We start from the raw sequence: 15,589 nt of genomic DNA on the forward strand, positions 1-15,589 counted from the left end.
CGTGGCGAGCGGGCTTGCCCCGCGCTGGGCTGCGAAGCAGCCCTAAAAAGCCCGCCGCGTTTCTTCAGATAAACCGCGATGGCAGGGTTTAGGGCTGCTTCGCAGCCCAGCGCGGGGCAAGCCCGCTCGCCACAACTGCGCTATCTGCCTGGATTTAGGCGTTGCGGCAAAGTTGTGTAGATACCGATGCTGTGATGCGGCCGGCCAATCCAATAAAGATCAAACAGCCGGAAAATGAATCCTGAACGCCGCGCCCCCTAAAGGCGAATCCCCCAGGGTCAACCGCGCGCCATAGCTTTCAATAATGTCCTTGACGACCGCCAACCCGATCCCCTGCCCTGGATGCTGGCGATCGAGGCGTTCGCCGCGCTGCAGGATCCGCGCACGTTGGTCGGCAGGCACACCGGGACCATCGTCTTCGATACACAAGCGTACGCCATCGGCACTTTCATCCAGGGTCACGCGCACTTCGCCCAGGCACAGGCGGTAGGCGTTTTCCAGCAGGTTGCCGAGCAGCTCCAGCAAGGCGCCCTGCTCGATGGGCACGTCGCACTGCTCCGGCAGCGCGAAAGACACGCGCACGCGCTTGTCGCGGTAGACCTTGTCGAGGGTATCGCACAGGCTTTGCAACACCGGGCGCAGGCGCACCTGGTGGCGCACCAGGCCGCTTTTACGCAGGCTGGCGCGCTGCAATTGATAGCTGATCTGCTGGCTCATGCGCTCGATCTGCGACTGCAGGACCCGGGCTTGTTCAAGGTCCTGAGGGCGCTGAGCCATGTCTTCACTCACTCCCTGCAATACCGCCAGCGGGGTTTTCAGGCTGTGGGCCAGGTCGTCCAGGGAGTCACGGTAACGGGTGCGTTGCTCGCGCTCGCTGTGCAGCAGGCGGTTAAGGGAACCGGTCAGGCGCAGCAGCTCCCGCGGGTGTTGCTCGCTGAGGCTTTCACGGGTGCCGCCTTCGATTTCATCCAGCTCCTGGCTCAGCCGGCGCAAGGCCTGCAAACCCCAAGTCAGACCGATCCATAGCAGGCTCAACAACACCAGCAAGGCGGCGCCGAAGCCCAGGTAGAGGTTTTCCCGCAGGCCTTCGAGGGTCACCTGGTATTCGCGCACCGGTTGCAGGGCGACAATACTGAACGCCGCGCTCTTGCCCCCCAGCAGCTTGACCTCGACGTCATACACGAAGAATTCCTGGCCGTTGGCCTCGCGAATCTTCGCAAACTCGTTACCGCGCCCGTCGTAGCGCGGCCGGTAGTTGATGTTTTCTTCCCTGGTCGCCCGCGAACGCCAGACCAGATGGCCTTCACGGTCATAGATGTAGCCCAGCAGGCGGCTATCGGTCAGGTTGAAACGCTCGTCCGGCAGTTGCGCCGGCATCAGCAAGCGATTGTTATCGACCCGTGCGGCAGAGATCAGCGTGGTCACATCCGACGCCAGGCGCTGCTCGATGGAATCCTGCAACGCCAGGCTGAAGGCGCCCTGCATCGCCGGCAACAGCGCCAGCATGAACAACACGGCCAGGGTGGTGGCCGCCAGCATCAGGCGCACACGCAGCGAACGAATCAACGGCAGCGCTCGTTAAACAGGTAGCCCAGGCCGCGTACAGTGTCGATGGGCTTGAACCCCGCCGGGGCCTCGAGCTTGCGACGCAGGCGGCCGACCAGCACTTCGATCACGTTCGGATCGCGCTCGTCGTCATCGGGATAGAGTTGTTCCATCAACCGGTCCTTGGCCACCACTTGCTGGTGGTGGCGCATCAAGTATTCGAGGATCCGATACTCATAGGCCGTCAGCGCCAGGGGCTGTTCGTCCAGGGACGCCTGCTTGCGGTTGAGGTCCAGCAGCAACGGGCCGGCGACGATGGTCGATTGGGTAAAACCGCTGGAGCGGCGCAACAGGGCGTTCATCCGCGCCTCCAGCTCTTCGAACTGGAAGGGCTTGACCACATAGTCATCGGCGCCGGCCGCCAGGCCTTCGACCTTGTCCTGCCAGTTGCCGCGCGCGGTCAGGATCAGGATCGGGAAGGTCTTGGCCTGGGCCCGCAGTTGGCGGATCAGGTCCAGGCCGCCCATGCCCGGCAGGCCCAGGTCGATGATCGCCAGGTCATGATTGAATTGCCCGGTCTGGTACAGCGCCTCTTCGGCGTTGGCCACGGCTTCGACCACGTGGCCGCTGTCGCCAAGACGGGTCAACAGGTGATGGCGCAACAACGCCTCATCTTCGACAACCAGCAATTTCATAATGCTCTCCAAGGCCAATCCACCGTCCCGCAGGGAACCATCATAGCGGCCCTGAAGGTATGCCTGGGCAGTTTACGGCCGTTGAACTGAACACAGTCTGAACCGGCGGGCTACCCAGGCAGGTCCCGCCCCGTGCAGAATAGCCGGCATGAACCCGATACCCGCCTGCTGCACCCCACTTGACGACCATTGGCCGCTGCCCGCCACCTTGCCCGGCACGGTGTTCCTGAGCACCCGCTTCGAGCCAAAATTGCTCGAACCCGGCGACTTCCTTCGCTGCGCCGTACCGCCGCCGGCCAGTATCCAACGTTCGGTGGCCAAGCGGCAGGCGGAATTTCTTGCCGGCCGGTTGTGTGCCCGCAGCGCCTTGCAACAGCTCGAAGGCCTGGACTTTATCCCCGCCATCGGCGAGGACCGCGCGCCGGTGTGGCCCACCCATATCAGTGGCTCGATCACCCACAGCACCGGGCATGCCGCGGCCATCGTCGGTCACAAGACCCAGTGGCGCGGGCTGGGCATGGACCTGGAAAACCTGCTGCCCCTTGAACGGGCCGAACGCCTGGCCGGGGAAATCCTCACCCAGGATGAGATGCAACGCATGGCCGCCCGGCCACGGGAGCAGATTGCGCATCTGGTGACCCTGACGTTTTCGGCCAAGGAAAGCCTGTTCAAGGCGCTCTACCCGATTGTGCACAAGCGTTTCTATTTTGAGCATGCCGAGGTGGTGGAGTGGTCCGATTCAGGATTTTTGCGCTTGCGATTGCTGACGGATTTGTCCAGTGAGTGGTGTTATGGCAAGGAGCTGGAGGGGCAGTTTGCGGTAAATGACGGGCAGTTGTTGAGCCTCGTGGCCATCGGTGCCTGATATAGCGCTATCGCAGGCAAGCCAGCTCCCACAGTTGACCGAGTACATCCCTTGGAATGCAGTCAACTGTGGGAGCTGGCTTGCCTGCGATGACCACCTCAAGTCTTGTCCTGATCCCGCGGCCAGCTCAGGCTGAAACACGCACCGCCCAGGTTGTTGCTCTTGCTGATCAATGCCCGCCCGCCATGCCAGTAGATAATCCGTCGCACGATCGACAAGCCCAGGCCATGCCCACCCGAGGCACGGGTGCGGCTGTCATCCAGGCGCAGGAACGGGGTAAAGATCCGCTCCCAGGCGTTTTCCGGCACGCCAGGGCCATCGTCTTCGACGTCGATACGGCACCGCACCTGGCCCACCTGATAACTGATCAACACCCGCGAGTGCGCATGGCGCATGGCATTGCTCACCAGGTTTTGCAGGGCGCGGTGCAGGTAGCGCGGTTCGGCATCGACCCAGGCCGCGTCCAGGTGCGCCGATGACAGGCACACACCCCGCGCCACCTCGATCCCCGGCCGCAAGGGCGCCAGCTCGCCGATCACCTGGTCGAGCAAGGCACTGAGGTCGACCCGCTGGAAACTCAGGGCCGGCGAGCCCTGTTCCAGGCGCGCATAGGTGAGCATCTCATCCACCAGGCCGTCGAGGTCCTGGATATCACTGTCCATGCCTTCCATATATTTACGCCGGGCTTCGGGCGTGGCGGCGTCGCCGATCATCTCCAGGCCAAAACGCAGGCGCGCCACGGGGGTTCGTAATTCATGGGACACCGCGCGCACCAGTTCACGCTGAATCGCCAGCAGGCGCTGCAAGTGTTCGGCCATGCCGTTGAACGCCGCCGCCAGGCGCCCTACCGAGTCGGCACCGCGCGCCGGCACCCGCGCTTCCAGGTTGCCTTTGGCGATGCGCGTGGCAGCCGCCTCGAGCCCGCGTAGGCGGCGCTCTAGCTGGCGCACCAGCAAATACACGATCAGGCCGATCAGGGTCAGGCCAATCAAGGCAATCAGCACCAGCCATTGCGCCGGGTAAGGATTCATCTGGTACAGCGGGCCGATTTCCAGGACCCACGGCGTGCCGACCATACCGGCAAACACACGGATCGAGTCGCCGCCCTTGCCCAGGGCCATCACCGTGTCGCCTTCGGCCACGCGACGCCGCTGGTCCTCGTCCATGTCCGCTTCGTCGAGCTTGAGCAGGTGCATGTCAAAGCCAAACCCCTTGGCCTCTTTCAGGTCGGCCAAGCGTTGCGGCTGCTCGGACACTGGAAAACGCACCAGTTCGTCAGCCAGCAAATAAATGGTGGCCCGGGCAAGTTGCTCACTGATCTGCTGCACTTCGCCGGTGAGCAGCAGTTGCTCTTTCTCACTGACCAGGCGCAACACCCGGGCCGCATGGGGCCCGGTCTGCTCCACCAGGACCTGGCCGCGCTGCAGTCGATTGCGCTGGCCCAGGTCCAGGCGGGCATCCGCCACCGCCTCCAATTGCAAGGGAATCCCCAGCAATCGCCCCCACACCGCCAGGGCGCGCCGGCGCTCGATGCTGCTCATCGGCTGCAGGTTGTCGCCCATCAGGGCAAAAGTGCCGTGGGCCAGACGCTCGCGATACTGGCCGCTGCGCGCCTCATTGAGCAGGTGCAGCGCCAGTACGCCAAGCAGGGCCACGAGGATCAGCGCCGCGCACATGCCGCCATAGATACGCAGGAAGATCGAGTTCACGACAGCATATCGGCAGCGGCTTCGGGGACGAACAGGTAGCCTTTGCTGCGAATGGTCTTGATCAGGCGCGGGTGGATGGGATCGTCGCCGATTTTCGGGCGGATTCGCGAGATGCGCACGTCAATGGAGCGGTCCTGGCCGTCGTAGCCGATGCCGCGCAGGGCGGTAAAGATCTCTTCCCGGGACAGGATGCGCCCGGCATTGGCCACCAATAACCACAACAGATCGAATTCGGCGCTGGTCAGTTCGATGCCGCCATCGTGCAGCCAGGCTTCGCGCAAGGCGTTGTCCACCACCAGTGGGCCGAATTGCAGGCGCCGCTGTTTTTCCGGGGCGGCAGGCTCGGCGCTTTCGCTGCGCCGCAGCAACGCCTGGATCCGCGCCAGCAGGAGGCGTGGGCGCACCGGCTTGCACACATAGTCATCGGCCCCCATGTCCAGGCCCAGGACCTGGTCCATGTCGTCGGTACGCGCGGTGAGCATCAGAATCACCCCGTCGTAGCGCTCGCGCACCTTGCGGCAGATGCTCAAGCCGTCTTCGCCGGGCAGCATCAGGTCGAGGATCACCAGGTCCGGCTGCTCGGCAATGATCCGCGCCACCGCCAGGGCGCCGTTGCCCTCGATGGAGACCCGCAGGCCGTTGCTTTCCAGGTAGTCACGGGTCAACTCAGCCAGGCGCTGGTCATCCTCGACAATCAATACCTGCCAGGCTTCTTGCTCCATGCGCTACCTCAACTCTAATTATTGTAGGAGCGGGCTTGCCCGCGAAGAAACCAAGGGCGCCGCGTTCATTGCGCAACTCAGCGTTATCGTTGACGCCCTTCGCGAGCAAGCTCGCTCCTACAGTTGTCATGTGGAGTGAGCAAGATATCGCACGAATGAAGGCCGATTGTAGCCATGGCCCAGCCCTTGAACACAAGCCAGGAAATGCATTCGGTGATCGCGTTTTTTTGTGATAGGGTTCGCGCCCGCAAAAATCCAACCGGGTGTTTTCAGCTTGGAATATTCGGTGACAAACGGTGCGATGCAGCAGTACTGCGGCCTACACGGCGGTTCCACCTTTCATACACATTTTACCCACAGCGTTATCCACAGGTAGTGCGTTGCTAAGCCCCCCAAAACGCATTATCTTGTACCTCGCTGCAAAAAAAACCCTACATGTAGGGTTTCAAGCAAAAAGACCAAACACAAATCAGACAAGAAACTCAAGTGCTTTCTTGCTCCTGTTTGGTGGAACTTAAACCTTTTTCGAAAGCCCAAACCGCGCACGCGGATGGCGACTGTTTTCAAGCCCGAATGGGAGAAAGCGGTACGGGTGTTGCAATACAAGCGACACCCACACAGGAATACGGTAAAGAGCCCAGGGCTTGGAACCGAAGACTTCGGCATGGAAGCGGCGCGAACAGCTCCCTTCCTCCTGTCCCGAGGTTGTTATGCCAGGCGAAGGCCTGTTGTAAGTGCTTCAGGACGGAACGGTGGGCACCGTGATGGTGCCCAAATAAATATAGAATGTGGAGACAACCCCCCATGCAAACCGACACAACTCGCGAGAACCCGCAAGGCTCCGTGCCGCAGGGCGCTGATTCGAATATGGATCTGTCCGCCACCGCGCCCGGCCAATTGCGCGTGATCAAGCGTAACGGCACTGTCGTTCCTTACACCGATGACAAAATCACCGTCGCCATCACCAAAGCGTTTCTTGCAGTTGAAGGCGGCACCGCTGCCGCTTCGTCGCGTATCCACGACACCGTTGCCCGCTTGACCGAACAAGTCACCGCGACCTTCAAGCGTCGCATGCCGTCGGGCGGCACCATCCACATCGAAGAAATCCAGGACCAGGTCGAACTGGCCCTGATGCGCGCCGGCGAGCAGAAAGTCGCCCGCGACTACGTGATCTACCGCGACTCGCGCGCCAAGGAACGTGCCGTACACGCGCCGTCCGCCGAAGCCGTGCAAGCCCACCCGTCGATCCGCATCACCCTGGCTGATGGTTCGTTCGCGCCGCTGGACCTGGGCCGCCTGAACACCATCATCACCGAAGCCTGCGAAGGCCTGGAAGAAGTCGATGGCGACCTGATCCAGCGTGAAACCCTGAAGAACCTGTACGACGGCGTGGCCCTGACCGACGTCAACACCGCTCTGGTGATGACCGCCCGTACCCTGGTTGAACGCGAGCCGAACTATTCGTTCGTGACCGCGCGCCTGCTGATGGACACCCTGCGTGCCGAAGGCCTGGGGTTCCTGGGCGTTGCCGATAGCGCCACCCACCACGAAATGGCCGACCTGTATGCCAAGGCCCTGCCTGCCTACATCGCCAAGGGTATCGAATTCGAATTGCTGAACCCGATCCTGGCCACCTTCGACCTGGAAAAACTCGGCAAGGCGATCAACCACGAGCGTGACCAGCAGTTCACCTACCTGGGCCTGCAAACCCTGTACGACCGTTACTTCATCCACAAGGACGGGATCCGTTTCGAACTGCCGCAGGTGTTCTTCATGCGCGTGGCCATGGGCCTGGCGATCGAAGAGAAGAACAAAGAAGACCGTGCCATCGAGTTCTACAACCTGCTGTCGTCCTTCGACTACATGTCGTCGACCCCGACCCTGTTCAACGCCGGCACCCTGCGTCCACAGCTGTCGAGCTGCTACCTGACCACTGTGCCGGATGACCTGTCGGGCATCTATCACGCGATCCATGACAACGCCATGCTGTCCAAATTCGCTGGCGGCCTGGGCAACGACTGGACTCCGGTCCGTGCACTGGGTTCGTACATCAAGGGCACCAACGGCAAGTCCCAGGGCGTCGTGCCGTTCCTCAAGGTAGTGAACGACACCGCCGTCGCGGTAAACCAGGGCGGCAAGCGCAAAGGCGCTGTGTGTGCGTACCTGGAAACCTGGCACATGGACATTGAAGAGTTCATCGAGCTGCGCAAGAACACCGGTGATGACCGTCGTCGTACCCACGACATGAACACCGCCAACTGGATCCCTGACCTGTTCATGAAGCGCGTCTTCGATGACGGCCAGTGGACCCTGTTCTCGCCCTCCGAAGTGCCAGACCTGCACGACCTGACCGGCAAGGCCTTCGAAGAGCGCTACGAGTACTACGAAGCCCTGTCCCAGTACCCAGGCAAGATCAAGCTGTTCAAGACCATCCAGGCCAAAGACCTGTGGCGCAAGATGCTGTCGATGCTGTTCGAAACCGGCCACCCATGGCTGACCTTCAAGGACCCCTGCAACCTGCGCAGCCCGCAGCAGCACGTGGGCGTGGTCCACAGCTCGAACCTGTGCACCGAGATCACCTTGAACACCAACAAAGACGAGATCGCCGTTTGCAACCTGGGCTCGATCAACCTGCCGAACCACATCGTCAACGGCAAGCTGGACACCGCCAAGCTGGAACGCACTGTCAACACCGCCGTACGCATGCTCGATAACGTTATCGACATCAACTACTACTCGGTGCCACAGGCGCAGAACTCCAACTTCAAGCACCGTCCGGTGGGCCTGGGCATCATGGGCTTCCAGGATGCGCTGTACCTGCAGCACATTCCTTACGGTTCGGATGCAGCGGTCGAGTTCGCCGACAAGTCCATGGAAGCGGTCAGCTACTACGCGATCCAGGCTTCCTGCGACCTGGCCGACGAGCGCGGCGCCTACGAGACGTTCCAGGGTTCGCTGTGGTCCAAGGGCATCCTGCCGCTGGACTCGCAACAGATCCTGATCGAGCAGCGTGGCCAGAAGTACATCGACGTTGACCTCAACGAAACCCTGGACTGGGCGCCAGTACGTGCCCGTGTGCAGAAAGGTATTCGTAACTCCAACATCATGGCCATCGCACCGACCGCGACCATCGCCAACATCACTGGCGTGTCGCAGTCGATCGAACCGACCTACCAGAACCTGTATGTGAAATCGAACCTGTCGGGCGAATTCACCGTGATCAACCCGTACCTGGTCCGCGACCTGAAAGCCCGCGGCCTGTGGGACTCGGTGATGATCAACGACCTGAAGTACTACGACGGTTCGGTACAGCAGATCGAGCGCATCCCCCAAGAACTCAAAGAGCTCTACGCGACCGCCTTCGAAGTGGACACCAAGTGGATCGTTGACGCCGCCAGCCGTCGTCAGAAGTGGATCGACCAGGCCCAGTCCCTGAACCTGTACATCGCCGGCGCTTCGGGCAAGAAGCTGGACGTGACCTACCGCATGGCTTGGTACCGTGGCCTGAAAACCACTTACTACCTCCGCGCCCTGGCCGCGACCAGCACCGAGAAGTCGACCATCAACACCGGCAAGCTGAACGCTGTATCCAGCGGTAACCACGGTGATGATTCGGTTCTCGCAGCACCGGCCGGCCCAGCGCCAGTGCCTAAGGCCTGTGCGATTGACGAGCCGGATTGCGAAGCCTGCCAGTAAGCTGACAGCACCTTGGGTTTAACCCCCCAAGGATAAAAAGCCCCCGATAGGCCTATGGTGTATCGGGGGTTTTCTTTTGCCTGGCAAAAACTGCCGTGCACTCTAAAACAATACGGTTGCTATACCCGACTCAGGCTGAATGCCTCGCTCCCCCCACAATTCAATACGGCCGTTGATCACGGCCATTGAATGACCTTTGTATTCCACGGTCCCCACCTTGCTGTTTCGCAAGTCGGCATCCGTGGCCGGCCGGTAATGCCCTTTCAGGCCCAGGCGGTCCAGACCTTCACGCGCGTACTCACCATCATTGAGACTGCTCATCGCCGCCATGAAACTGCGTCCAGCCCTGCCATCATTGTTTTCCATTTGTGCACGCTTGGCACTGGCGGCAAACAAGAAGTTGGCATCGGTCATCATCGCCGGATCATCCCCATTGAAACGCGCGTGGGTAGCCGCCTGACGCACCTCATCCCTGGACAAGGACAGCTTGAAGCCATCGCGCATGGTCACGTCATAGCCTGTGCTCGTCTCCTTCACATCCTTGAAAATGTCCGTAGGCTTCTGGCCGAAATGCATCATTGCGGCCTTTATGGCAGAAACCGTTACGCAATTGCCATCAGACCCCTGGCTGAAGCCACTCCAGATATTGTCCGGTTTCTTCCCGGGGTTGCTCTTGTCGGGCTTGTAGTTGAAATGGTTAACACCGCTGGTGATCGGCTTATTGCTCATGCGCTCGGTAGGACCGAAATCAGCAGGATTCACCCTACCGCCACCGCCTCTACCTCCGCCGCCACCTTTGGGCGACGGAGGGGCTACATCATCGCTGGGAAACCACTCGTCCAGCATCCGCTTGAGAAACTGCAGAAACTTGTCATCCCCTTCCTGGAGCAGCTTGTTAAGCGCCTCCTTGAACTTCTCATCACCCAACTTCTGGCGCAGCTCATTCAACTTGTCGCGCAAGTCCCGAGCCGTCTGGGTCTTGGAGGTTTGCTCGGCCTCGAACAACTGGTTGAACAACGTCTTGACCGCCGACACGTCACTGACGGGTTCGATGGGAGCAGGCTCCCGACGCGCAACAGTCTGCACAAAAGCCATGCGCCCATTACCTGGCGCGGACACCCCGGAGTTCCACATTTTCAGCCCCCATTGATCGATGAGCCCCCTGGGCTCTTGCCCCGATCAGTGGTTCAGCCGGATTGAAGCGTTCCTTTCCCAAGCATTTCAGTGCGTAACCCAATGCGGCACCGGTGCTTTTCCTACAGGCATAAAAAAACCCCTCTGGAGAGGGGCTTCTTGTGCAGCGTTAGCGCATCAGGTCATCTGAATGATGGTCTGCATGATGGTGCTCTGGGTGGAGATGGTCTTGGCGTTCGCCTGATAGTTGCTCTGGGCCTTGATCAGGTCCACCAGCTCATTGGTCAGGTTGACGTTGGAGTTCTCCAGGGAGTTGGCCACGATCGAACCCAGGGTCCCGGCTTCTGGTGCATCGTAGCCAGGCTGGCCCGAAGCGAAGGTTTCTTTCCAGGTCGTGCCACCTGCCGGCTGCAGGCCTTGCTCATTGTTGAAGCTGGCCAGGGAGATCTGGCCGATGGCCTTGCTCTGCTGGTTGCTGAAGGTGGCGAACAGTACACCGCTGCCGTCGATTTTCAGCCCGGTGATTTCGCCGGTGGCGTAGCCATCGGTGATCGGCGGGTTGCGGTAGCTGGCCGAGTTGTACTGAGTGATATCGGACATGTTGATCGCGATCCCACCCGGGTTGGCAGCAGCCCCGTTGTCGGGGTTCCACACGCCGTCCTGCATGACGCCCGGCTTCCAGTTGCTGATGGTCAGGGTGGTGTTGGATACAGTGCTTGGCGGGGTGACGATCCCCTTCAGGGTGCCTGATGTATCGAATGTTACCGTGGAGGCCACCGGGGCAACCGCTCCGGTTCCCTTGACCGGCGTACCGTCAGGGTTACGCCCATCGATCAGGGTGTAGGATTTCCAGGTATTGGAGCCGGTTTTCACCATGTACTGCACCATCTCATGGGCATTGCCTTGAGTGTCATACAAGGTGGTGCCGTACTGCTCGGTAAACGAGCTGGCTACCGTCGGATCAAACGGGCTGGTCGTCTGGTCGATCACCGGCTTGGAGGAGTTCAGGTTGCTGCTGGAGTCAACCTTGGTCGACGCTTTAGGCGGCAAGTTGGACAGGTTGATCCGCAGGTCGGTCAGGCCGCTCTTGGAGATTTTGCCGTCTTCATCGGCCGCATAACCCTGCAGACGCGAGGTGCCGGTGTTGTTGGTGATGTAGCCGTCCTTGTTCGCCTGGAACGAACCATTACGGGTGTACTCCAGCGAACCGTCGCTGCCCTTCTGTACGAAGAAGCCGCCGCCCTGGATGCCCATGTCCAACACGCCACCGCTACCGTTGACTTCACCCTGGGTGAATTGCTGGGAAACCGCCGCCAGGTTCACGCCGGTACCGATGGTTTTGTTGCCAGTGCCCAGGCGGGACGCCGCGTAAATGTCGCCGAACTCTGCACGGGACGACTTGAAACCGGTGGTCGCGACGTTGGCGATGTTGTTGCCGGTCACGTCCAGTTGTTTGTTGGCCGCATAGAGGCCGCTAAGGCCGATATTAAAAGACATGTTTCTCTCCTCTTGCCGTATTTAGCCGGCTCTATGTACCGATAGTCTGAATTTGCGACAGCTTGATGCTGCCCATGCCGCCAGAAAGATTGAGCAGCATTTCGCCGCCGGTCTGGCTCAAAGTCACGCTGGTGACCGTGGCCGGCAGCGAGGTTTTCAAGGCAACCGGATCACCGGCGTCATTCTTGGTGCTGGCCGCGAAGGTGTAGGTGCCAGAGTCAAGCTGCTCGCCTGCTTCGTTCTTGCCGTCCCAGATAAAGTCCGACTTGCCGGCGCTCTGGGCACCCAGTTCGATGGTCTTGACCAGATTGCCGTCCTTGTCGGTGACCTTGACAGTGACGTTGCCCACCGACGAACCCACGGCGACCGAGCCGGTAAAGCTCTTGCTGGTGTCGACCATGGCCTTGTTGGTTTCGATAATCACCGAGCGCCCCACCAGCGACGAGGCTTGCAGCGCCTGCGACGACTTGTAGTTGCCGGTGATGGTGTTCACCGAGTCGTTCAAGGTGTTGATGCCTTCCAGGCTGCTGAACTGCGCCAGTTGCGCCACGAACGCGCCGTTGTCCTGGGGCGACAGCGGGTTCTGGTTCTTCAACTGAGTGACCAGTAGTTGCAGGAATGCATCCTTGCCCAGGGACTGGTTGCCCGAGGCCGCCTTGGCGGTATCGGCCAGGTTGCCCTGGCTGGACTTGGCATCCTTGACCTTGGAGTCGAACAGACTCTGGATCGTCGATTGACTCGACACATCGTTAGTGACGGACATTCTTTAGCGCCCCTTATCACTGACCGAGGGTCAGGACCTTCTGCATCATGGCTTTGGCGGTGTTCATCATTTCCGCGTTGGTCTGGAACGAACGACTGGCGGAAATCATGTCGGCCATTTCCTCGACCACGTTGACGTTGGGGTAGTACACGTAGCCCTTTTCGTTCGCGGCAGGATGATTGGGTTCGTAGCGCGCATCGAGGTTGCTCTGGTCTTCGACCACACCCAACACCTGGACGCCCTGGCCGGCAGCATCCTGGCTCTGGAACAACGAGTCGCTGCCGCCGTTCTGACCAGCCTGGAACATGGTGGCAAACACCGGGTGCCGTGCGCGGTAGGTCTGGTCGATACTCGACGAGACCGTCTCGGCGTTGGCAATGTTACTGGCGACCGTGTTCAGACGCGTGGTCTGGGCGCTCATGCCACTACCGGCAATATTGAAAACACTGGATAGAGACATGGCTTACTCTCCGCGCAGGGCTGACATCAGCCCTTTGAATTTGCTGTTGAGCAGGGTGAAGCTGGCCTGGAAGTTCACCGAGTTCTCGGCGTAGTTCGATTGTTCCAACTGCGCGTCGACGGTGTTCTGGTCGATCGACGGCTGCATCGGCGTGCGATACATCAGCGACTCATCGCCACTGCTCAGGCCCTGCGCTTCGATATGACGGTTATTGGTCATGTTCAAAGCGAAGGAGCCGTTCTTGGTCTTGTCGCTCTGTGCGGCGAGCACGGCGGCAAAGTCCAGGTCCCGAGCCTTGTAGTTCGGGGTGTCGGCGTTGGCGATGTTGTTAGCCAGGACTTCGGCACGCTGGGCGCGGAAGCCCAGGGCTTGTTCGTGGATACCGAGCGCTTTATCGAAGCTGATGCTCATGGCGGAAACCTTTAGGGGCTGACCTGCTTTTCGTAACAGGGATATAGCAAGCGCCATGCCAGGTTTTTCAGGTCCAATAAATCAAGGGGTTAGGGAGATATTGCCGGTGGCAATGCCGGAAAAGCGGCAAGCGCTTTCCGCGAAACGTCAGGAAAGCGGCAATGGGCAGTTGCCGCTATCCAAGGTGTGACATAAACAAATGTGGGAGGGGGGTTATTTAGCCTGGTAGATAATGCCCGGGCTGCACTGCACCATCTGGTAATGATCCGGCAGGCCATTCAGCGCCTCGGATGCACCGAGAAACAGATAGCCACCGCGCTTGAGCGTGCCGTGGATGCGCAACAGGATGTCCTTCTTCACTTCAGCCGAGAAGTAGATCAGTACGTTGCGGCAAAACACGATATCGAACTTGCCGAGGCTGGCGTAGCTGTCCAGCAGGTTGAACGAGCGGAACTCCACCCGGCTCTTGATCGGCGCCTTGACCGCCCAGCGCCCGGCACCCTTGGGGTCGAAGTAGCGCTGCAAGCGCTCCTGGGACAGACCGCGCCCCAGGGCCAGGCTGTCGTACTCGCCGGTCTTGCAGTTGGTCAGCATGGTGCCGGACAAGTCAGTGGCAACAATTTGCACCCCTGCCTTCAACTGGCCCATGTTGGTCCGCTCGAACTCATCGATGGACATCGACAGCGAATAGGGTTCCTGCCCCGATGAACACGCCGCCGACCAGATGCGCAAGCGCTGGCCTGGACTGGCCTTGATGGCCTCAGGCAGTACCTTGTTCTTGAGCACCTCAAAGGGGTAGGTATCACGAAACCACAGGGTTTCGTTGGTGGTCATGGCATCGACCACCATCTCCTTGAGCCCGCTGCGCGGTTGGCCCTGGATGCGCTGCACCAACTCGCCCAGGGACTTGATGCCCTGCTGTTCCATCAATTTGTTGAGGCGGCTTGATACCAGGTATTGCTTGTTTTCACCGAGCAATATGCCACAGGCTTTTTCCAGGAATACCCGGAACTGTTCGAAATCCAAATTACCCGTAGACAATGAAACCGCCTCTTAACTCGTGTGACCGCCAGGGAGAAAGCCCCTAGCCGTGATCTGCAGATTTGATCCGTTCGACGACCCGGGAAGCCAGGTCATCAGGACGGAATTTGGCCAGGAAGTCATCGGCACCGACCTTCTTGACCATTGCCTGGTTGAATACACCGGACAATGAAGTATGCAGGATGATATGCAATTTTTGCATGCGTGGGTCGTTGCGTATCTCGGCCGTGAGGGTGTAGCCGTCCATTTCCGGCATCTCGATGTCGGAAATCATCATCAAGAACTCTTCTTCCGGCTTCTTGCCTTCGTCCACCAGCTTGCGCAGATAGTCCAGGGCCTGGCGGCCGTCATTGAGAGCCACCACTTCGACACCAACGGTCTGCAGACAACGGGACACCTGCTTGCGTGCCACAGAGGAGTCATCCACCGTCAACACCCGAAGGGACACGGCCTTCTGCTGGGTCTGTTCATCCACCACACCCACCGAAATATGCTCCGAAGTCGGCGCCACCTCCGCGAGGATCTTCTCAACGTCGATGATTTCCACCAACTGGTTATCGACCCGCGTCACTGCCGTGAGGTAGTGATCACGCCCGGTGCCCTTGGGTGGTGGATGGATCTCTTCCCAGTTCATGTTGACGATACGTTCCACCGAGCGCACCAGGAAACCCTGGGTCTTGGTGTTGTACTCGGTGATGATCACAAACGGGCTCTCGCGATCCTGCAAACCAGCAGAACCGGTGGCCATCGCCAGGTCAAGAATCGGAATCGTCGAGCCACGGATGTTGGCCACGCCACACACCACCGGGTTGGACTTGGGCATTATGGTGAGCTTGGGACATTGCAGCACCTCCCGCACCTTGAAGACGTTGATGCCATATAGCTGCTTGCCATCGAGTCGAAACAGCAACAACTCCAGGCGATTCTGCCCTACCAGCTGTGTGCGCTGGTTCACTGAATCCATTACACCCGCCATGCCCAGACTCCTACGCTACAAAACTTACGGGTACGACGCGTACCCAACACGAAACGGCACGCGCTTTGCTTTTTA

At 60.0% G+C, this 15,589-nt stretch carries 13 protein-coding genes; 2 read left to right on the forward strand and 11 right to left on the reverse strand.

What is annotated here, in order from left to right:
- Positions 1 to 219 precede the first annotated feature (219 nt).
- Positions 220 to 1,566, reverse strand: coding sequence for an ATP-binding protein (locus JTY93_RS19305; RefSeq protein ID WP_169999212.1), 1,347 nt, complete (start codon positions 1,564 to 1,566; stop codon positions 220 to 222).
- Entirely contained in the window at positions 1,563 to 2,240 is a 678-nt protein-coding gene (locus tag JTY93_RS19310; protein ID WP_057960423.1) for a response regulator transcription factor, read from the reverse strand. The genes JTY93_RS19305 and JTY93_RS19310 overlap by 4 nt, the downstream gene beginning before the upstream one ends.
- Positions 2,241 to 2,388: 148 nt before the next feature.
- Here JTY93_RS19310 and JTY93_RS19315 point away from each other — a divergent pair, with 148 nt between their 5' ends.
- Complete coding sequence (locus tag JTY93_RS19315; RefSeq protein WP_205477929.1) at positions 2,389 to 3,105, forward strand: 4'-phosphopantetheinyl transferase family protein; 717 nt, start codon at positions 2,389 to 2,391, stop codon at positions 3,103 to 3,105.
- 98 nt (positions 3,106 to 3,203) lie between these two features.
- Here the strand turns inward: JTY93_RS19315 and JTY93_RS19320 are convergent, their stop codons facing one another.
- Together JTY93_RS19320 and JTY93_RS19325 are read right to left on the reverse strand one after the other, a co-directional pair.
- On the reverse strand, positions 3,204 to 4,814 hold the full coding sequence (locus tag JTY93_RS19320) for an ATP-binding protein (protein WP_205477930.1): 1,611 nt from the start codon (positions 4,812 to 4,814) through the stop codon (positions 3,204 to 3,206).
- On the reverse strand, positions 4,811 to 5,536 hold the full coding sequence (locus JTY93_RS19325) for a response regulator (RefSeq protein WP_205477931.1): 726 nt from the start codon (positions 5,534 to 5,536) through the stop codon (positions 4,811 to 4,813). The genes JTY93_RS19320 and JTY93_RS19325 overlap by 4 nt, the downstream gene beginning before the upstream one ends.
- A gap of 804 nt (positions 5,537 to 6,340) precedes the next feature.
- Here JTY93_RS19325 and JTY93_RS19330 point away from each other — a divergent pair.
- Positions 6,341 to 9,232, forward strand: a complete 2,892-nt coding sequence (locus tag JTY93_RS19330; protein ID WP_169999216.1) for a ribonucleoside-diphosphate reductase subunit alpha — start codon at positions 6,341 to 6,343, stop codon at positions 9,230 to 9,232.
- A gap of 102 nt (positions 9,233 to 9,334) precedes the next feature.
- On the opposite strand, the gene JTY93_RS19335 is transcribed toward JTY93_RS19330, so the two are convergent.
- The 7 genes from JTY93_RS19335 to JTY93_RS19365 form a co-directional block, all read right to left on the reverse strand.
- A complete protein-coding gene (locus JTY93_RS19335; RefSeq protein WP_240344460.1) occupies positions 9,335 to 10,327 on the reverse strand; it encodes a hypothetical protein in 993 nt (330 codons plus the stop codon).
- A 216-nt stretch (positions 10,328 to 10,543) separates the two neighbouring features.
- Complete coding sequence (flgE, locus tag JTY93_RS19340) at positions 10,544 to 11,863, reverse strand: flagellar hook protein FlgE (RefSeq protein WP_205477933.1); 1,320 nt, start codon at positions 11,861 to 11,863, stop codon at positions 10,544 to 10,546.
- Positions 11,864 to 11,894: 31 nt separating this feature from the next.
- On the reverse strand, positions 11,895 to 12,626 hold the full coding sequence (gene flgD, locus JTY93_RS19345) for a flagellar hook assembly protein FlgD (protein ID WP_169999218.1): 732 nt from the start codon (positions 12,624 to 12,626) through the stop codon (positions 11,895 to 11,897).
- 16 nt (positions 12,627 to 12,642) lie between these two features.
- Entirely contained in the window at positions 12,643 to 13,086 is a 444-nt protein-coding gene (flgC, locus tag JTY93_RS19350; RefSeq protein ID WP_029294486.1) for a flagellar basal body rod protein FlgC, read from the reverse strand.
- Positions 13,087 to 13,089: 3 nt separating this feature from the next.
- Entirely contained in the window at positions 13,090 to 13,497 is a 408-nt protein-coding gene (flgB, locus tag JTY93_RS19355; protein ID WP_057439685.1) for a flagellar basal body rod protein FlgB, read from the reverse strand.
- 213 nt (positions 13,498 to 13,710) lie between these two features.
- Positions 13,711 to 14,538 carry a protein-glutamate O-methyltransferase CheR gene (cheR, locus tag JTY93_RS19360; RefSeq protein ID WP_029294484.1) on the reverse strand — a complete coding sequence of 276 codons (828 nt, stop codon included), beginning with the start codon at positions 14,536 to 14,538 and terminating at the stop codon, positions 13,711 to 13,713.
- A gap of 43 nt (positions 14,539 to 14,581) precedes the next feature.
- Positions 14,582 to 15,514, reverse strand: coding sequence for a chemotaxis protein CheV (locus JTY93_RS19365; protein WP_029294483.1), 933 nt, complete (start codon positions 15,512 to 15,514; stop codon positions 14,582 to 14,584).
- Positions 15,515 to 15,589: the final 75 nt, after the last annotated feature.

The organism is Pseudomonas hygromyciniae (genome assembly GCF_016925675.1).
Classification (GTDB): domain Bacteria; phylum Pseudomonadota; class Gammaproteobacteria; order Pseudomonadales; family Pseudomonadaceae; genus Aquipseudomonas; species Aquipseudomonas hygromyciniae.